Source organism: Nonomuraea sp. B208 (genome assembly GCF_057536035.1).
The window spans coordinates 150,506-168,292 of record NZ_BAAJOU010000014.1 but is presented as its reverse complement, the minus strand read 5'-3'; the positions used below and the strand labels follow the sequence as shown (position 1 = coordinate 168,292).

16 protein-coding genes and 1 pseudogene are annotated in these 17,787 nt (G+C 71.7%); 10 read left to right on the top strand and 7 right to left on the bottom strand.

Features of this window, described 5'->3' with window-relative positions; genetic code table 11:
* Nucleotides 1–7: 7 nt before the first annotated feature.
* The 4 genes and pseudogenes from AC27IY_RS11340 to AC27IY_RS11325 all read left to right on the top strand — a co-directional run.
* Nucleotides 8–931, top strand: a pseudogene (locus AC27IY_RS11340) (penicillin acylase family protein); the annotation flags it as partial.
* A 116-nt stretch (nucleotides 932–1,047) separates the two neighbouring features.
* On the top strand, nucleotides 1,048–2,337 hold the full coding sequence (locus AC27IY_RS11335; protein ID WP_487177902.1) for a penicillin acylase family protein: 1,290 nt from the start codon (nucleotides 1,048–1,050) through the stop codon (nucleotides 2,335–2,337).
* A gap of 17 nt (nucleotides 2,338–2,354) precedes the next feature.
* Entirely contained in the window at nucleotides 2,355–3,182 is an 828-nt protein-coding gene (locus AC27IY_RS11330; RefSeq protein ID WP_487177901.1) for an alpha/beta fold hydrolase, read from the top strand.
* The gene (locus tag AC27IY_RS11325; protein WP_344217184.1) at nucleotides 3,179–3,637 is read left to right on the top strand and encodes a GbsR/MarR family transcriptional regulator; all 459 of its coding nucleotides are present in this window, start codon (nucleotides 3,179–3,181) and stop codon (nucleotides 3,635–3,637) included. Before AC27IY_RS11330 ends, AC27IY_RS11325 begins: the two co-directional genes overlap by 4 nt.
* On the opposite strand, the gene AC27IY_RS11320 is transcribed toward AC27IY_RS11325, so the two are convergent.
* Nucleotides 3,628–4,617: a hypothetical protein gene (locus tag AC27IY_RS11320; protein WP_449956518.1), complete on the bottom strand. Its 990-nt coding sequence runs from the start codon at nucleotides 4,615–4,617 to the stop codon at nucleotides 3,628–3,630. The two genes, AC27IY_RS11325 and AC27IY_RS11320, sit on opposite strands and share 10 nt — an antisense overlap.
* 11 nt (nucleotides 4,618–4,628) lie before the next feature.
* Entirely contained in the window at nucleotides 4,629–5,177 is a 549-nt protein-coding gene (locus AC27IY_RS11315; protein WP_423471263.1) for an RNA polymerase sigma factor, read from the bottom strand.
* Between the two features lie 122 nt (nucleotides 5,178–5,299).
* On the opposite strand from AC27IY_RS11315, the gene AC27IY_RS11310 reads away from it, so the two are divergent.
* A complete protein-coding gene (locus AC27IY_RS11310; RefSeq protein ID WP_487177900.1) occupies nucleotides 5,300–6,064 on the top strand; it encodes an NAD(P)-binding domain-containing protein in 765 nt (254 codons plus the stop codon).
* 15 nt (nucleotides 6,065–6,079) lie between these two features.
* On the opposite strand, the gene AC27IY_RS11305 is transcribed toward AC27IY_RS11310, so the two are convergent.
* Nucleotides 6,080–6,673 carry a TetR/AcrR family transcriptional regulator gene (locus AC27IY_RS11305; RefSeq protein WP_371250548.1) on the bottom strand — a complete coding sequence of 198 codons (594 nt, stop codon included), beginning with the start codon at nucleotides 6,671–6,673 and terminating at the stop codon, nucleotides 6,080–6,082.
* A 49-nt stretch (nucleotides 6,674–6,722) separates the two neighbouring features.
* Nucleotides 6,723–7,205, bottom strand: a complete 483-nt coding sequence (locus AC27IY_RS11300; RefSeq protein ID WP_487177899.1) for a hypothetical protein — start codon at nucleotides 7,203–7,205, stop codon at nucleotides 6,723–6,725.
* Nucleotides 7,206–7,356: 151 nt separating this feature from the next.
* Between AC27IY_RS11300 and recD2 the strand changes: the two genes are divergently transcribed.
* The 3 genes from recD2 (at nucleotide 7,357) to AC27IY_RS11285 (ending at nucleotide 11,446) form a co-directional block, all read left to right on the top strand.
* Nucleotides 7,357–9,588 (top strand): SF1B family DNA helicase RecD2, encoded by a 2,232-nt coding sequence (gene recD2 / locus AC27IY_RS11295; protein ID WP_487177898.1) that lies wholly within the window; start codon nucleotides 7,357–7,359, stop codon nucleotides 9,586–9,588.
* A gap of 123 nt (nucleotides 9,589–9,711) precedes the next feature.
* On the top strand, nucleotides 9,712–10,914 hold the full coding sequence (locus AC27IY_RS11290) for a L,D-transpeptidase (RefSeq protein ID WP_487177897.1): 1,203 nt from the start codon (nucleotides 9,712–9,714) through the stop codon (nucleotides 10,912–10,914).
* Between the two features lie 34 nt (nucleotides 10,915–10,948).
* Nucleotides 10,949–11,446, top strand: a complete 498-nt coding sequence (locus tag AC27IY_RS11285) for a GNAT family N-acetyltransferase (protein ID WP_487177896.1) — start codon at nucleotides 10,949–10,951, stop codon at nucleotides 11,444–11,446.
* Between the two features lie 81 nt (nucleotides 11,447–11,527).
* Here the strand turns inward: AC27IY_RS11285 and AC27IY_RS11280 are convergent, their stop codons facing one another.
* Nucleotides 11,528–12,550, bottom strand: a complete 1,023-nt coding sequence (locus AC27IY_RS11280) for a tyrosine-type recombinase/integrase (protein ID WP_423446873.1) — start codon at nucleotides 12,548–12,550, stop codon at nucleotides 11,528–11,530.
* A gap of 108 nt (nucleotides 12,551–12,658) precedes the next feature.
* Nucleotides 12,659–14,188: a helix-turn-helix domain-containing protein gene (locus AC27IY_RS11275; protein ID WP_344217164.1), complete on the bottom strand. Its 1,530-nt coding sequence runs from the start codon at nucleotides 14,186–14,188 to the stop codon at nucleotides 12,659–12,661.
* A gap of 168 nt (nucleotides 14,189–14,356) precedes the next feature.
* Here AC27IY_RS11275 and AC27IY_RS11270 point away from each other — a divergent pair, with 168 nt between their 5' ends.
* Nucleotides 14,357–14,845 carry a hypothetical protein gene (locus AC27IY_RS11270; protein ID WP_487177895.1) on the top strand — a complete coding sequence of 163 codons (489 nt, stop codon included), beginning with the start codon at nucleotides 14,357–14,359 and terminating at the stop codon, nucleotides 14,843–14,845.
* Nucleotides 14,846–15,136: 291 nt separating this feature from the next.
* Entirely contained in the window at nucleotides 15,137–16,000 is an 864-nt protein-coding gene (locus tag AC27IY_RS11265; RefSeq protein WP_487177894.1) for an LLM class flavin-dependent oxidoreductase, read from the top strand.
* Nucleotides 16,001–16,376: 376 nt separating this feature from the next.
* On the opposite strand, the gene AC27IY_RS11260 is transcribed toward AC27IY_RS11265, so the two are convergent.
* Nucleotides 16,377–17,351 (bottom strand): C39 family peptidase, encoded by a 975-nt coding sequence (locus AC27IY_RS11260; RefSeq protein WP_371250542.1) that lies wholly within the window; start codon nucleotides 17,349–17,351, stop codon nucleotides 16,377–16,379.
* Nucleotides 17,352–17,787 lie beyond the last annotated feature (436 nt).

Below are 17,787 nucleotides of genomic sequence, written 5' to 3'. Positions count from 1 at the left end.
CCAGCCGATGATCAGAACAGCCTCCGCCGTGTTGACCACCGTGCTGGCCGCCTCCTTACTCGTCGCCGGACCGGCGGACGCGGGCCGCTACGCCGCCGACATCAGGCGCACCGAGTACGGCATCCCACACATCTCCGCGAAGGACCACGGCGGTCTCGGCTACGGCTACGGTTACGCCTTCGCCCAGGACAACCTGTGCGTCATGGCCTCGTGGGTGCTGACCCTGCGCGGCGAGCGCTCCCGCCACTTCGGCGCGGAGGCGGTGTCCGACGACGTCATGGAGCCGATCTCCAACCTGGCCGGCGACGCCTACTACACCTACGTCCGCTCGTCGGGCGTGCTGCGCCGGGTGCTCGCCCGCCCCGCGCCGTACGGCCCGAGCGCCGAGCTGCGCGCGCTCGTGGACGGCTACGTCGCCGGCTACAACCGCTACCTGAGCGACACCGGCGTGGCCCGGCTGCCGGACCCAGCCTGCCGGGGCAAGGAATGGGTCGGCCCCATCACCGCCGCCGACGTCTGGATGAACCTGCTCGACCTGGGCGGCAGCTCCTCCTTCAAGGAGGCCATCGCCGCCTCCGGCCAGGCGGCGAGGAAAACGCCGCGGGGCGGCAAGGCGGACCGGCCGGACGGCAGGACGCCCGCGCCCGGCAGCAACGCCTGGGCGCTCGGCCGCGAGGCCACCCGGGGCGGCCACGGCATGCTGCTGGCCGACCCGCACTTCCCGTGGAACGGCAGCCGCCGCTTCTACCAGGTCCATCTGACGATCCCGGGCGTGCTCGACGTGTCGGGCGGCAGCCTGTACGGCACGCCCATGGTGCAGATCGGCCACAACGCGAGCCTGGCCTGGACGCACACCGTCTCCCACGCCGGCCACTTCACCCTGTACCGGCTCACGCTCGTGCCGGGCGCGCGCACCACGTACCTGGTGGACGGCAGGGCCGAGCCGATGGGCCGGCAGGAGGTGAAGGTCGCCGTGCGCGAGCCAAGCGGCGCGATCGGCGAGGTCACCACGGCGTGCACACCTCCCGCTACGGCCCGGTCCTCGGCATGGACTGGACGGACAAGAGCGCGTTCGCCCTGGCCGACGCCAACGCCGCCAACCTGCGTTTCGCCGACGAGTGGCTGGCCATCGCCGCCGCCCGCGACGTGGCCGCGCTGCGCCGCGCGCAGGACGCCCACCAGGGCATGCCGTTCGTCCACACGCTGGCCGCGGACGCCGGCGGCCAGGCGTACTTCGCCGACACCTCGATCGTGCCGCACGTCACCGACGAGCAGGCCGGGCGCTGCCGCGCCGGCGACGACCCCCGCATGCTCGTCCTGGACGGCTCCCGGTCGGACTGCCTGTGGGGCAGGGACGCCGACGCGGTCGAGCCGGGGATCTTCGGCCCGGCCGCCCAGCCCCGGCTGGCCCGCGCCGACTACGTCGCCAACGCCAACGCCGGCCCCTGGCTGACCAACCCCGAGGCGCCGCTGACCGGCCACCCGCGCGTCTACGGCGAGAGCGGGACGCAGCGGGATCTGCGCACCCGGGTCGGCCTCGACATGATCGCCCAGCGGCTGTCGGGCCGCGACGGTCTCGGCGCGGCCGGCTTCACGCTGGAGGCCCTCCAGCGCAGCGCGACCGGCAAACGCAACCTGAGCGCCGAGCTGCTGCGCTCCGACCTGCGCGCGCTGTGCCGGGCCAAGCCCGTGATGACGGCGGGCGACGGCGCGAAGGTCGACGTCCGGCAGGCGTGCGCCACGCTGGCGGCCTGGGACGGGCGGGCCCGGCTCGACAGCCGCGGCGCGATCCTGTGGCGCGAGTTCTTCCTGGGCCTGAACCGCCCCCACCGGCGGGGCGACGGCACGCCCGCCCCTCCGGACGGCTGGTGGAAGGTGCCGTTCGACGCCGCGCACCCGCTCACCACGCCGCGCGGCCTCGACGTCACCGATCCGGTGGTGGAGATCGCGCTGGCCGACGCGGTGCGCGCGTTCACGGCCGCCGGTCTGCCGCTGACGCTCACGCCCGGCCAGGCCCAGCGTTACGGCTCGGTGCCGGTGCCGGGCTGCACCGAGGGGGAGGGCTGCTTCGACCGGATCCGCACCGGCGGCGAGCTCGATGGCCAGGGCCGCTATCCGGACGTCGACACCGGCTCCAGCTTCCTCATGGCGGTGGAGCTGACGCCGGCCGGGCCGCGGGCCCGTACGGTGCTGACGTACTCGCTGTCGGCGAACCCGGCCTCGCCGCACCACGCCGACCAGAGCGAGCTGTTCGCGCGCGGTCAGTGGGTGACCGGGCGGTTCACCGAGGCCGAGATCAGCGCGTACCCGAAGCTCGCGACGACGAGACTGCGATAGTTCACTATATTTAGAGAATGCTGAATCTACCGTCGGTGTTCCCCTTCCAGGGCTGCGGCCTGCGCTACGACGACAGCGGCGGCGACGGCGTCCCGCTGCTGTTCACCCACGGGGCCGGGGCCGACCACGCGATGTTCCACGCCCAGCGCGACCACCTGCGCGAGCGCGGGTACCGCGTCGTGCTGTGGGACCTGCGCGGCCACGGCCTGTCCCGCCCGACCGGAGTCCCGTTCACCGCCGGGCAGGCGGTCGCGGACCTGCGCGCGCTCGTCGAGCACCTGGCCCTGGACCGGCCGGTGCTGGTGGGGCAGTCCCTCGGCGGCAACCTCGGCCAGGCCGTCGTACGCCGGCATCCCGGCCTCGCGCGGGCCCTGGTCGTCATCGGCTCGGCCCCGAACACCGCGCCGCTGTCCTCCTGGGACCGGCTCCTGCTGCGGTCCGCCGCGCCGATCCTGGCGGCGATCCCCGCCAGGGCGCTGCCGCCGCTGATGGCCGCGGCCTCCGCCGTCACCCCCGAGGCGCGGGCCGACGCCCGGCGGGCCTTCGCCACTCTGCCGAAGAAGGACTTCCTGCAGGCCTGGCGGGCCACCGTCGCCCTGCTCGACCCCGACCCCGGCTACCGTACGCCGGTGCCGCTGTGCCTGATCCGCGGCGAGCGGGACCGCACCGGCGACATCGCCTCCGCCATGCCCCGCTGGGCCGCCGCCGAAGGCGTGAAGGAGATCGTCGTCCCGGGCGCCGGCCACATCGCCAACCAGGACAACCCCCGCGCGGTCAACGAGGCGATCGAGAACTTCCTGGCCACCATCGAGGCGCCCGGGCAGGCCGGGCAGGCCCGGCGATGAGCGCGGACGAGCGGCGGGCGTTCTGCACCTCCGTGGGCGACCTGCTGGCCTCCTGGAACCTGCCGCACGCGACCGGCCGCGTCTACGGGCTGCTGCTGCTCGGCGAGGAGCCGATCTCGCACGACACGATCGCCGCCGAGCTCGAACTGAGCAAGGGAGCGGTGAGCACCGCCGTCCGGCAGCTCGCCTCCTGGGGGCTGGCCAGGGTGATCCCGCAGCCCGGCAGCAGGCGGCTCCTGGTCGAGGCCACCGCGGGGATCGAGTCGCTGCTGGAGGCCAGCCAGGCGCGCGCCAGAACCCTGATCGCCGCCCTGCGCGAGGGCCAGGACCTGGTGGCTCCCGGCCCCGCGCGGGAACGGCTCGACGACGTGATCGGGCTGTTCGCCGGCTACGTGGACGTCGGCGGCGAACTGCTGGCGAGCCACCGCCGCCGGGCGCGGCCGCCTCAGTCGTAGAGCGCGTCCCGGGGCCCGCCGTAGACCGGGTTGCTGTTCAGCCGCTGCTCGGTCACCAGCAGCCGGATCGTCCCTTCGGCGTTCTCCTCGGCCTCCCACACCACCCAGCCGTCGCCGACGGGCTCCTTCTGGACGCGGTCGACGCCGTACCCGCCGGGGTTGCCCGGCGGCACGGAGATGATCGCGAAGAGGACCTTCCTGCCGCGCCTGCGCAGCTCGGGCAGGACCTCGCCGACGGTCTTCTCGTCCACGCGCAGGCCCTCCAGCGAACGCCCCTTGGTCGTCGCGACGCGGAACTCCGGCTCCTTGATCTGGAAGGTGGGCGTGGGCACGGGCTCGCAGGCCGCCACCGGGCCCTCCATCAGGTAGGTCGTGGTCACGCCGCCCTTGCCGCTGATGGTCCACACGAACGTCTGGCCGGGCCCGAACAGCTTGGTGTTGATCCGCATCTGCCAGCCCTCGGTCTCGCCGGGGATGTTCTCCGGCATGCTGTACAGGCCGCGCGGGATGTTCTGCACCAACGTGCCGCGCGGCTGCCTGCACATCATGCCCTCCGGCACGTGGTCGACGATCGCGGGCACCTTCAGCTCCTTCAGCCGCCGCTCCAGCCCGGCGGCGTCGTCGAAGTCGCGGATCTGGATGGTGACCGTGCCGTCGTCCAGGGTGACGGCGTAGGAGCTGGGCGTGCCGTCGCGCAGCGCGATCGGGACCGTCACGATGCCCGCGGCCAGCGCGGCCGCGGCCGCCAGCCCGAGCACCGGCCGCCGCAGCAGCCGCCGCCGGACCGGCCGCGCCACCGTCTCCTGCTCCGCCTCCTGTGCCGTCTCCTGTGGCGGCTCCTGCGCGGTGATCGCGGCCAGCAGCGCCCGCCCGGCCGCGCCGGACGCCTCGCCGCCCCGGCCGCCGGGCTCGACCCGCGCCAGCGCCCTGATCGCGGCGATGTCGCCGGTGCTGTCGTGCCTGATGTCCCTGTTGTTCATGGTGTCGTCCCTCACAGCGACCTCTCCGACGGGATCAGCGGATTGCCCGCGCCTGCCTGCCCGCCCGCCCGGGCGAGCGCGCGGGCCAGGCGCCTGCGGGCGCGGTGCAGCCTGATGCGTACGGCGTTGCGCGACAGCCCCAGTGCCGCGGCGATCTCCTCGCGGTCCAGTCCCTCCCAGGCGACCAGGGACAGCAGCTCCCGGTCCTCCCCGGGCAGGCTCCTGAACGCCCGGCCGATCGCGTCCAGCTCGACCTCGGTGTCGGGGGAGTGGCCGTACAGGTCGGCCATCTCGGCGTCGAGCTCGGCGGTGCGCGCCCGGCGGCGGTTGTCGCCCCGGAAGTGGTTGGCCAGCACCTTGCGCGCCACCCCGTACAGCCAGGGCGTGGCCGCCGCCCCGTCCGGCAGCTCCTCGACCCGCCGCCAGGCGACGGTGAACGTCTCCGCCACGACGTCGGCGGCGTCCTGCGGGGAGTCGCAGCGGCGCGCGGCGTAGGCCGTGATCAGGCCGTAGGCCTGGTTGTAGGCGGCCTCGAACTTGGCCCGCCGCTCGTCATCCACGGGCGGTTCCCATGGCAGATCTCCTCATCGGATCATTTACATTGACACCTCTGCCTATGTACGCCCGGCGGCGATCATTTCAGGATCAACCGCGCGCCTGACCCTCCACCAAGGAGCCCTTCGTGCAGCACATCGGGATCATCGGCGTCGGCGAGATCGGCCGGGCCGTCGTGGACGGTCTGAGCGACGGCGTCGAGAACCCGCCGCGCGTCCACCTGTCGCCGCGCGGCGCCCGCGCGGCCGCCGAGCTGGCCGGACGCTACGCCAATGTCGGGGTGTGCGCCTCCAACCAGGAGGTGGCGGACCGCTCCGACCTGGTGATCGTCGCCGTGCGCCGCCCCGACGCCCACGACGTGCTCGCCGGCCTGCGGGTGGACGAGCGCACGGTCGTGGTCAGCGTGGTGGCCGGCCTGTCCCTCGCCGACCTGCGCCGGGCCGTGGGTCCCGGCGCCCCGCTGGTGCGGGCCATCCCGCTGCCTTCCGTACGGGAACGCCGCTGCGTGACCGTGACGTACCCGTCGCACCCGGCCGTGGACGCGTTCTTCGCCCGGCTGGGGGAGGCGCTGCCGGTCGCGGACGAGGCGGCCTTCAACGTCATGTCCGCGCTGACCGGCACGCTGACCACGCACTACGCGTTCCTGGCGACGCTCGCGACGTGGGCGGCCGGTCACGGCCTGGCCCACGAGGAGGCCGAGCGTTACGTACGCGGCCTGTTCGGGGCGGCCGGGCGTTCCCTGGCCGACGAGAGCCGTTCCCTGCAGCGCCTGGCCGCCGACCACGAGACCCCGAACGGGCTCAACGAACGCGTCCGCACCACCTGGTTCGACCCGGCCAACGCCGAGACGCTCGCCAAGGTCCTGGACGCGGTCCTCGCCGACCTCGGCTGACCCGCGCCGGCGGGCTCAGGGGCGCATGGCCTTGACGAAGGCGTCGACGAGGGCGTCGGCGTACTGCGGGGTGAGCGGGCCGGAGCGCAGCAGCCAGCGCTGGTAGAGGGGGGCGTACAGCAGTTCGAGCGCCAGGTCGAGGTCGGCGCCGGCGGCGAGCTGCCCGGCTTTCTGGGCGCTGCGCAGCCGTTCCTTCTTGGCCTCGTCCACCGGCCCGGCCAGCTTCTCGCGGTACTGCGCGGCCAGCGCCGGATCGTTGATGATCTCCAGGTTGAGCGCGCGGACCGGCCCTTCGAAGGCCGGGTCGGCGAACTCGGCCACCGTGGCCCGCATCACCGTCTTGAGGTCGGCCTCCAGGTCGCCGGTGTCGGGCAGCGCGAGGTCGTGCTCCGGCCCGCCCTCGCTGAGCGCGAGGAAGGCGTCCAGCACCACCGCGCCCTTGGAGGGCCACCAGCGGTAGATGGTCTGCTTGCCGACGCCGGCGCGGGCCGCGATGGCCTCGATGCTCAGCTTGGCGAATCCGACCTCGGAGACCAGCTCGCGGGCCGCGGTGAGGATGGCCTGCCGGGAGCGCTGGCTGCGGCGGGCGGGGTCGGGCTGCTTGGCCATGCCCCGGATCGTACCACGCCGTAAGACGATCCGTACCGTCTCGCCGAGCTTAGGCCACCCGGTTCACCGTGTACGTCACGAGGATCTTGGCCCTGACATCCCCATGAATGGCGGTGTAGTCCACGGTGACCTCCCGGAACCCGTTGATCTCGTCGAAGAGCACCCTGTGGTTGAGATTGCCCTGGTAACTCACGTCGTCGGGCTCGGAGTCGACCACCATGCGTTCGGTCAGTTCGCGGCGGAATATCAGCATCTGGTTGAGCGCGCCCGTGCTCTCCGCATCGAAGTGGGAGATCTGCAGCCGTTTGGTGACGTTGTAGGTCAGGCTCTGGCCTGGCGGGATGAACAGCGCCCCGCTCGGATGCAGCGGATGATCGCGATTCGGGCGCAGGAACAGGTTCTGGCTGTCAAAGATCTGTTCGTCGTCCACGGCGCGAACCGACTGGGCGTTGATGACCCCCGCCGGCGACACCTTGAAATCGTTCGTGTTCCTGATGGACGCCAGCGAGACGTCGATCGTCTTGGTGGCCACGACATCCTCCCCCGATGGACCTGCGTCACTTATGCCCCTCGGCATGACGCCCGCATCGGGGCCGCGCCGCGCCTTGCCCACTTATTACCGTCCTCGCCGCGCCCTCGGGCCGGGTGTCGCGATGTCGGTGGTCTGCCCTAATCTCATCGGCGTGGGGAGGACAGACGCGGGTGCGCCAGGCCCCGGCACCGAATTGCACGCCGTACTCGAACGCATCACCTACGCCAACGAGGAGACCGGCTACACCATCGCCCGCGTCGCGACCGAGCGCACCGGCGCCGACCTGCTCACCGTCGTCGGCCCCCTCCTCGGCGCGCAGGTCGGCGAGTCGCTGCGGCTGAACGGCCGCTGGACCTCCCACCCCCGCTACGGCCGCCAGTTCGAGGTGTGGTCCTACTCCACTGTGCTGCCGGCCACCATCCAGGGCATCCGCCGCTACCTCGGCTCCGGCCTCATCAAGGGCATCGGCCCCAAGATGGCCGAGCGCATCGTCGACCATTTCGGCACCGACACCCTCGACGTCATCGAGCAGCAGCCCGAACGTCTCGTCGAGGTCCCCGGCCTCGGCCCCAAGCGCACGAAGATGATCGCCGCCGCCTGGGAGGAACAGAAGATCATCAAAGAGGTGATGATCTTCCTGCAGGGCGTGGGCGTGTCCACCTCCATCGCCGTGCGCATCTTCAAGCAGTACGGCGAGTCGTCCATCTCCGTCGTGCGCACCCAGCCCTACAAGCTCGCCGACGAGGTCTGGGGCATCGGCTTCAAGACCGCCGACACCATCGCCCAGGCCGTCGGCATCCCCCACGACAGCCCCGAACGCGTCAAGGCCGGCCTGCGCTACACCCTGTCCCAGGCCGCCGACGACGGCCACTGCTACCTGCCGGCCCCCAACCTCACCGCCGACGCCGTCAAGATCCTCGACGTGCCGCCCGACCTGGTCACCGCCTGCCTGCAGGAGCTGGCCGCCGCCGAGGGCGTCGTCGCCGAGGACGTCCCCGCCGGCGACAACACCGTCCCCGCCGTCTACCTGCCGCCCTTCCACCGCGCCGAGCTGTCCCTGGCCGGCACCCTGCTCACCCTGCTGCGCGGCGGCCGCAACGCCGGCCACGACCGGCTCAAGGCCTTCGCCGACGTCGACTGGGAACGCGCCGAGTCCTGGCTGCACCGCCAGACCGGCACCGAGCTCGCCCCCGAGCAGCGCCAGGCCGTCCGCCTGGCCCTCACCGAGAAGGTCGCCGTCCTGACCGGCGGCCCCGGCTGCGGCAAGAGCTTCACCGTGCGCTCCATCGTCACCCTCGCCCGCGCCAAACGCGCCAAGGTCATCCTGGCCGCCCCCACCGGCCGCGCCGCGAAACGCCTGGCCGAGCTGACCGGCCACGAGGCCACCACCGTCCACCGGCTGCTGCAGCTGCGTCCCGGCGGCGAGGCCACCTTCGACCGCGACAACCCTCTCGACGCCGACCTCGTCGTCGTCGACGAGGCCTCCATGCTCGACCTGCTGCTGGCCAACAAGCTCGTCAAGGCCGTCGCCCCGGGCGCCCACCTGCTGTTCGTCGGCGACGTCGACCAGCTGCCCTCCGTCGGCGCCGGCGAGGTGCTCAAGGACCTCCTGGCCGCGCCGGAGATCCCGCGCGTGCGCCTGACCCAGATCTTCCGTCAGGCGCAGGAGTCCGGCGTCGTCGTCAACGCCCACCGCGTCAACACCGGCCGCCACCCCGTCCTGGAGGGCATGAAGGACTTCTTCCTGTTCCCCTGCGAGGAGCCGGAGGAGATCGCCGCGCTCACCGTCGACGTCGTGGCCCGCCGCATCCCTGGCCGCTTCCGCCTCGACCCCCGCCGCGACGTACAGGTCCTGGCCCCCATGCACCGCGGCGCCGCCGGCGCGGGCGCGCTCAACATCGCCCTGCAGGAGGCCCTCACCCCCGCCCGCGAGGGCATGCCGGAACGCCGCTACGGCGGGCGCGTCTTCCGCGTCGGCGACAAGGTCACCCAGCTGCGCAACAACTACGACAAGGGCGCGGCCGGGGTGTTCAACGGCACCGTCGGCATCGTCACCGACATCCGCCCCGACGAGCACAGGCTGACCGTGCTGACCGACGAGGACGAGCACGTCGACTACGCCTTCGACGAGCTCGACGAGCTCGCCCACGCCTACGCCGTCTCCATCCACCGCTCCCAGGGCAGCGAGTACCCGGCCGTCGTCGTGCCGCTGGCCACCAGCGCCTGGATGATGCTGCAGCGCAACCTGCTCTACACCGCCATCACCCGCGCCAAGAGGCTCGTGGTGATCGTCGGCTCGCGCCGGGCGCTGGCGCAGGCCGTGCGCACCAAGGGCGCCGGCCGCCGGCACACCGGCCTGACCTATCGCCTGACCCCGCGTTGAGCTGGCCTGATCGCCCGACAGTGATGTAAATGTGACCGAACTCTCCCATATGATTCCTCGTCTTACATGCAGGAGCATTAAGGTTTTTGGGGTGCGATGACCATCCCGGGGGAGAGGACAGTTGTGAACGTAGCGACCGCTTGGCGGACACCGGCCGTCTCGCTCGCCCTGCTGGCCGCCGCCGCGCTGACCACGTCCTGCTCGTCGACCGGCGGCAACGCCGCCGGCGGCCGGCCCGACGCGCCCGAAGCCAGCGCCAGCGCCACCCCCGAGGCCCCCGTCGTCAAGATCAGCCCAGCCGAGGGCAGCGCCACCGTCAGCCCCGACAAGAAGATCGTCGTGGCCGCCGCCGGCGGCGCCCTCGAGAACGTCACCGTCGAAGCCGGCGGCGACGAGATCGAGGGCCGCTACAACGCCGACAAGACCCGCTGGATCTCCCGGACGCCGCTGAAGCCCTCCACCGACTACACCGTCACCGCCAAGGCCGGCGCCACCACCTCCACCAGCACCTTCACCACCGCCAAGCCCCAGCGCGCCCTGCAGGTCATCGACGTCACCCCCAACGCCAAGGGCGAGACCCTCGGCGTCGGCGCGCCCATCATCGTCACCTTCAACCAGCCCGTCGCCGACAAGGCCGCCATCGAGAGCGCCCTGAAGATCGACGCGGAGAAGCCCGTCGACGGCGCCTGGCGCTGGGTCAACGACACCAAGGTCATCTACCGCACCGCGAAGTACTGGCCCGCCCACCAGAAGGTCACCTTCAACGCCGGCATCACCGGCATCAAGGCCGGCAAGGGCCTGTACGGCACCAAGGACTACACCGCCACCCTCAAGATCGGCGCCAAGCAGATCAGCAAGGTCAACACCCGCACCCACATGATGTACGTCTACAAAGACGGCAAACGCGTGCAGACCATGCGCATCAGCGCCGGCATGGCCACCACCCGCGAATACACCACCACCTCCGGCGTCCACCTCACCATGGAGCGCGGCAACCCCGTCCGCATGATCTCCCCGGGCCGCAAGAAGGGCGACGAGGGCTACTACGACGTGATGATCAACCACGCCGTCCGCATCTCCAACTCCGGCGAGTACGTCCACGCCAAGGACAACGTCTGGGCCCAGGGCCGCCAGAACGTCAGCCACGGCTGCGTCAACGCCCGCCCCGACCAGGCCCGCTGGTTCTACGACACCATGCAGCGCGGCGACGTCGTCGAGATCACCGGCACCGACCGCGAGCTCGAATGGGACAACGGCTGGGGCTACTGGCAGATGCCCTTCTCCCAGTGGAAGAAGGGCAGCGCCCTGCACGACGACAACGCCTGACCCACCCCCCGCTCCCCGAGGAACACCACCCCACGTGCGCATCCGCCCCGGCACCCCCGACGACGTCCCCGCCGTCCTGGCCATGTTCGACAGCGCCGTCGCCTGGCTGGCCGCCCACGGCCGCACCGGCCAATGGGGCGACCAGCCCTTCACCGGCAACCCCCGCCGCACCGAGCAGGTCACCCGCTGGGCCCACGGCGGCGGCATGCGCATCGCCGAACGCGACGGCTCGCCCGCCGGCTGCATCGTCCTCGGCGACGCCCACGACTACGTCACCCCCGCCCCCGAACCCGAGCTCTACGTCCAGGCCCTCGTCATCGACCGCCGCCACGCCGGCCACGACGTCGGACGCACCCTCCTCGACCACGCCGCCCACCAGGCCCGCCAGCGCGGCCTGAACCTCCTGCGCGTCGACTGCTACGCCGGCGACGACGGCCGCCTGGTCGCCTACTACGAAAGCTGCGGCTTCACCCGCCAAGCCCCCTTCACCGTGGGGGAGTGGCCCGGCATGCTCCTGCACCGCCGCCCCTGACCCCGTCCTTCCGGCGGCCCCGCTCGCGCAGAAGCTCCGCCACGAACGCCGAGCGATCCTCCAGCAGCCCGGGCACCCCCGCTAGGACCCCTCGCCCCGCAGCAGCGGATGCGTCCGCATCGCCACCTCCAGCTCACCCGGCAACTCGTCCCGGTAGCGCCCCAGCGTCGACAGATCGCTGTGCCCCAGCACCCGCCGCACCGCGTCCATGTCCACCGCGTCGGCCAGCAGATGCGTCGCCGTCGTGTGCCGCAACCCGTGCGGCGTCACCGACCGCCGCCGGTCCGGGTCCACCCGCGCCAGCACCCGGTCGATCACCGCCTGCACGTCCCCCCGCGCCAGCCGCCGCCCCCGCCACGACAGCAGCAGCGCCTTCTCCTCCACCTCCGCGGGCCGCCGCCCCCGCTCCAGATACGCCTGCAGCACCCGCGCCACGTCATCCGGCAACGGCACGTCCCGCGTACGCCCGCCCTTGCCGAAGATCCGCCAGTAACGCACCCCGTCGTTGGTGAAGAAATCCTCCACGTTCGCCCGCGTCAGCTCCGACACCCGCGGGCCCACCGTCGCCAGCAGCAGCACGATCAGCCCGTCACGCAGCTCCGTACGCTGATCGCGCCGCTTGCCGGCCTCCACCGGCTCCTCCGGCAGCCGCCGCGCCGCCCCGATCAGCCCCTGCGCCTGCTCCCGCGTCAACGCCCGCCGATGCGGACGCAGCCCGCCCCGCTCCTTGGCCGTGACCGTCGCGTGCAGCATCGGATTGACCTGCACCCATCCCACCAGCGCCGCGTGCTTGAACAGCGCCGACACCGACCGGCGGAACCGCGCCTGCGACGACGGCGACTGCCCCCTGCCGCCCGACCCGGCGGGGGAGCGGCCGTCCGGCTTGCGGGCGAACGCCAGCAGCACCGCGTCCACGTCCTCGCCCGTCAGATCGTCCAGCACCCGATCCGCCCCGGCCAGCTCCACCAGCGTCGCCACGTCCCGCGCGTACACCTCCGCCGTCGACGCCGACAAACCCCCCGTCACCGTCCGCGCCCGCACCAGCTCCACATAACGGTCAGCCGCCTCCACCACCGTCAACCGCTCGAGCTCCGCAGGCCGCACCCGCCAACCCCCTTGCACGCCGCCAGGACCACACGATCACCCACGACCGTAACCGACCCCACCGACGAAAAACCCGCGGCCACCGCCACCAGCCCGAACCGGCCCGCCTCAGATGTCGCGGAACGTCTCGATCCGCGCCCCCAGCGCGTTCAGCCGCTCCGCCAGATCCTCGTACCCCCGGTTGATCACGTACACGTTCCGCAGCACCGACGTCCCCTCCGCGGCCATCATCGCCAGCAGCACCACCACCGCCGGCCGCAGCGCCGGAGGACACATCATCTCCGCGCTGCGCCACCGCGTCGGGCCCTCGACCAGCACCCGGTGCGGATCCAGCAGCTTCACCGACGCCCCCAGCCGCGTCAGCTCCGTCAGATAGATCGCCCGGTTGTCGTACACCCAGTCATGAATCAGCGTCGACCCCTGCGCCGAGGCCGCGATCGCCGCGAAGAACGGCACGTTGTCGATGTTCAGCCCCGGGAACGGCATCGGATGGATCTTGTCGATCGGGGAGACCAGCTTCGACGGCCGCACCGTCAGATCCACCAGCCGCGTACGCCCGTTCGCCGCCCGGTACTCCGGCCCCCGGTCGCAGTCGAGCCCCATCTCCTCCAGGACGGCCAGCTCGATCTCCAGGAACTCCACCGGCACCCGGCAGATCGTCAGCTCCGACGACGTCACCACCGCCGCCGCCAGCAGGCTCATCGCCTCGACCGGGTCCTCGCTGGGGGAGTAGTCCACGTCCCGATCGATCACCGGCACCCCGTGCACCGTCAGCGTCGTCGTCCCGACCCCCTCCACGCGCACACCCAGCTCCTCCAGGAAGAAGCACAGGTCCTGCACCATGTAGTTCGACGACGCGTTGCGGATCACCGTGACACCGTCATGACGCGCCGCCGCCAGCAGCGCGTTCTCCGTCACCGTGTCACCCCGCTCCGTCAGCACGATCGGCCGCGACGGCGCCGCCGACCCGTCCACCCGCGCGTGGTAGAAGCCGCCCGTCGCCGTGATGTCCAGCCCGAAGTGCCGCAACGCCGACATGTGCGGCTGCACCGTACGGGTTCCCAGGTCACAACCCCCCGCGTACGGGATCCGGAACTGCTCCGTCCGATGCATCAGCGGACCCAGGAACATGATCACGCTCCGAGTGCGCCGCGCCGCCTCGGTGTCCATCGCCTCCAGCTCCAGCCGAGCCGGCGGCACGATCTCCAGATCACTGCCCTCGTTGATCCACCGCGCCCGCACCCCGATCGAGGCCAGCACCTCCAGGATCCGGTAGACCTCCTCGATCCGCGCCACCTTGCGCAGGATCGTCCGCCCCGAATTCAGCAACGACGCGCACAACAGCGCCACGCACGCGTTCTTCGAGGTCTTGACATCGATGCTGCCCGACAACCGCCGGCCGCCCACCACCCGCAGATGCATCGGACCCGCGTACCCCAGCGACACGATCTCGCTGTCGAGCGCCTCACCGATCCGGGCGATCATCTCAAGGCTGATGTTCTGGTTGCCGCGCTCGATCCGGTTCACCGCGCTCTGACTCGTCGCCAGCGCGTCCGCCAGCTGCAACTGCGTCCATCCGCGATGCTGCCGAGCATCCCGAATCAACCGGCCGATCCGTACCAAGTAATCATCTGTCATAAGAGACGACCATATCTCACATATGAGATGCATCCTCGACCGGAGCCCCCGACGCGCCGAACACCACCTACCACAGGAGGGACGAGGTACACATCCACCCACGGCTCAGCCTGGTCAGTGAGGCCCGCATCGGCCACGGCCAGCGCCGTGACCGCCCGATGAGGTGGGATGGTGACCCTCGTTCTCGGCATCGCCACCACCCTCGAACCGCTGGAGGCCGGCAGCATGGCCGCACTGATCAGTGAATTGCTGGACGACGACCCGATCCGCGGCTTCGCCGGCGTGGCCGACACCGCGGCCGAGGAATCCCCTGACACCTACGCCATCGAGCCCGGAGGATGGGCCACGGCCCAGGACAACTGGATCGCCATCGACGAGCCGATCGAGCAGGGCTGCATCATCAAGTACGAGGTGTGGGACGGCGAGCCGCCGACACACCCGCCCGCGGCCTCGACCTGGCAAGGGACCGTCTACCTGGAATCCGGGACCATCCAGCCCGAGGACAACGCCGGCACTGACCTGACCGGCAGCAGGTTCGACCTCGGCCGGCCCGACCGGCGGTGGAACGTCCGCGTCCACCGCGACCGGCTCGGCCACGGAGCGTTCCCACCGGACGTCGTCCAGCGGACGTTGATCACCCTGCAGTTCTGGCCGTGAGAGGCCGGGCGCGGCGCCGAGCCCCAGGAGGAGCCGGGGCTATTTCCGCCGCAGCGCCTGCGTGCGCATGGCCGGCACAGGCGACCGCCTGGTGGCCCTCGCCCCCGCGCGTCGGGTGCTGTCGGTCCCGACGCGACCGGCGCGGACATCACCGCGCCGACCACCGCCGCCACGCTCCGGGAGGACCTGCCGGCCCCCTCACCGGCACTCCTCGAACGAGCCTCCCGCCCGGCCGCCCAGACCCCGATCTGGTGCCGGACCCCTTACGGCCCCACGAGTACTGTGACCGGCGTGAACCTTGATGTGATCATGTGGCCGGACTCCCCGTGGACCGACATGCGCCAGGAATGGCTCCAGGCCGAGGAGTACGGGCTGGGCCGCGGCTGGCTGTACGACCACCTGAACCTGAACGACCGGCCGGTATGGCACGAGTCCTACACCACCCTCGCGGCCGCGGCGGCGGCGACCTCCCGCATCGGAATGGGCACCATGGTCACCGCGCCCAACTTCCGCCACCCCGTGACCACCGCCAAGGCCGCCCTGTCCCTCGACGCCCTCTCCGAGGGCCGCTTCGTGCTGGGCCTCGGCGCCGGAGGCCCCGGCGCGGACTCCGACGCCATGGGCGGCGCCCCGCTCGACCGGGCCGAACGCACGGCCCGCTTCGCCGAGTGGACCGAGCTCATCGACCTGCTGCTGACCCGCGACACCGCCGACTTCTCCGGCCGCCACTTCACCGCCCACCAGGTCGCCATCGGCGGCGGCGAAGCACGCAGGCCGCCCCTGGCGGTCGCCGCCACCGCCAGACGCGGCATGGAACTGGCCGTACGCCACGCCGACCTGTGGATAACGCAGGACATCAGCCAGAACCCGGCCACCTACGCCGGCACCCCGCACGCCGAGGTACGCCGCCAGCTCGCCCTCCTCGACGAGATCTGCGCCGAACAGGGCCGCCCCCCGGAGACCCTGCCCCGCCTGGCGGTGCTGGGGTACGGGGGCGAGCGCCCGCTGGCCTCGATCGAGGCGTTCCGCGACTGCCTGGGCCGGTACGCGCAGCTCGGCATCTCGACCCTGGCCGTCCTGTGGCCCCGCGGCGAACAAGCCGGCGCGCAACTCGCGGTGCTGGAGCAGGCCGCCGCGGAATGCCGCCTGCCCTGACGGGGAGGGACGCGGCCGCCGCAGGGCAGAGCCCTGCCGGTAGCGCACGGGGTCAATGACCCCGCCGACGCGAAGCATGCGGGGGAGACGCGGGCGGCCGTCCGTGGACGGTGGTGAAGGAGGTGGTCCGCTGGCCGCGCAGGGAGGCGGGCAGGCCGGCCAGCTCGGGCGCCGGGAACGGCCGAGCCCGCCACAGCTCGGCCGTCAGATCCAGCAGGACCCGTGCGTGTCGTCCGCGCGGAGGCCGCGAATCAGGGCCGAGCCGGCCCTCGACGACCACGTTCCCAAGGCCGCCCGACGACATGAACAGCGTCAGGCCGCATAGCGCCGGATCGACCTCCTCCCACGGTACGGCGGACGCCCCCTCGCGCCCGGGTCAGGTTCGCACGATGGCGACGTGATCGACCCAGTTCCACGCGAGGTTGGCGTTGTCCAGCAGCAGCCGGTCCACATCGATGGAGTGCTCGCTGCCGTCAGCGGGGTCGGCGACCTTGAACGTCGAAGGATGCACGGACCCATCGCCGTGAACCACGCCGCCGTACCCGTGGATGGTCAGATAGTGCCGCAGGAGCGGCGTGGCGGAGTTCCACCAGGGCAGCTTGCCCGGGATCACCAGGATCATCACCGGCCTGCCCCGCGACAGGGACGTGACGATCCGGTCGATTCCCGCCTCGTAGGTCTGGCCGTTGGCGACGTAGATCTCCTCCCACTTGTACTGCCAGTCGGAGTCGGGGATGTAGGAGTTGATCGCGGCGGGGATCCTGCCCGGCATGGTCGCGCCGAAGAGAGTCTCCTCGGTCTGGAGCTTGTCGGCCAGCTCCGATTGGGGCGGAGCCGAGATGCCGATCGTGGACAGCGTGGTCTGTACGACGCCCGGCCCGCACCAGTTGGCCCGTTCCTGCTGCTTGGCCGACAGCCTCATGTCCAGGGCACGGACCGGAAGCTGCCACGTCCCGGCGATGCCGAACGTTGCCTGGGTGACGACGTAGGGACGCCTGAGGTCGGTGAAGGCGGTGTAGCACGCCCGGCTGGCGTTGGTGGTCATCGTGGGGCACGAGTCGGAGATGTCCGGTCCGCCCCCGCCGAACGTGAGCCGCAGGTTCACCTGGAAGTTGGTGTACGCGCCCGGGTTGATGAAGGCGACGCTGCGGACCTGCGTGCGGGCGGAGTTGAACTCCAGGCAGACCTGATAGGCGGTGCCGTTGTGAACGCGAGTTTCGCTGCAGGTTCTGTTCGCCGCCGGCGGGTACTCGTGCCAGATCCCGGCCTGTGCGGGTAGCGGGGGCACGGCGACGACGGCGAGCACCGTCCCCGTCAGGACCGCGAGTAACGCGGTGAAGATCCTTCGCATGGGTTCGCTTTCTTTGCAGGGGTTCGTCGCGGCCGCGGGACCGCGACCCGGTACAGCCGCTCATCGATCGCCACCGTCAGCAGCACGGTCGCCGCCTTGATCGTCCCGGGCTGCACGGTGTCGAGGGTGGGCAACGAGCCGCCCCGCAGGACCGTGAGAAACGCCGTCGCGGCCGTTCCGTGCAACAGGGCGTGTCTCACCCGCTGCCTTCCGCCCGAGCGAAGAAGCGCCGGGCCCGCTGCCGCTCCGCTCCCGATGAGGGACTGTCCACGAGGATCTGCACAGCACCACCTCCGTGATGGCGTTCATTTGTGCGCGATAACGGTCCTGACCGTAACCTCGCGAGCGTCGCCCGTCAACGGATCGAGCCAAGGAGAAGACACCGTCCGGGCGGGCGCTCGAGCCGCGAAAACGTGACCGATATCGACGGCGTGTG

What these genes read in the sequence shown, in the direction of transcription:
- AC27IY_RS11335 (WP_487177902.1), top strand. Translation starts at nt 1,048, where the DNA reads ATGGACTGGACGGACAAGAGCGCGTTCGCCCTGGCCGACGCCAACGCC.
- AC27IY_RS11330 (WP_487177901.1), top strand. Translation starts at nt 2,355, where the DNA reads ATGCTGAATCTACCGTCGGTGTTCCCCTTCCAGGGCTGCGGCCTGCGC.
- AC27IY_RS11325 (WP_344217184.1), top strand. Translation starts at nt 3,179, where the DNA reads ATGAGCGCGGACGAGCGGCGGGCGTTCTGCACCTCCGTGGGCGACCTG.
- AC27IY_RS11320 (WP_449956518.1), bottom strand. Translation starts at nt 4,617, where the DNA reads ATGAACAACAGGGACATCAGGCACGACAGCACCGGCGACATCGCCGCG.
- AC27IY_RS11305 (WP_371250548.1), bottom strand. Translation starts at nt 6,673, where the DNA reads ATGGCCAAGCAGCCCGACCCCGCCCGCCGCAGCCAGCGCTCCCGGCAG.
- AC27IY_RS11275 (WP_344217164.1), bottom strand. Translation starts at nt 14,188, where the DNA reads ATGACAGATGATTACTTGGTACGGATCGGCCGGTTGATTCGGGATGCT.
- AC27IY_RS11270 (WP_487177895.1), top strand. Translation starts at nt 14,357, where the DNA reads ATGGTGACCCTCGTTCTCGGCATCGCCACCACCCTCGAACCGCTGGAG.
- AC27IY_RS11260 (WP_371250542.1), bottom strand. Translation starts at nt 17,351, where the DNA reads ATGCGAAGGATCTTCACCGCGTTACTCGCGGTCCTGACGGGGACGGTG.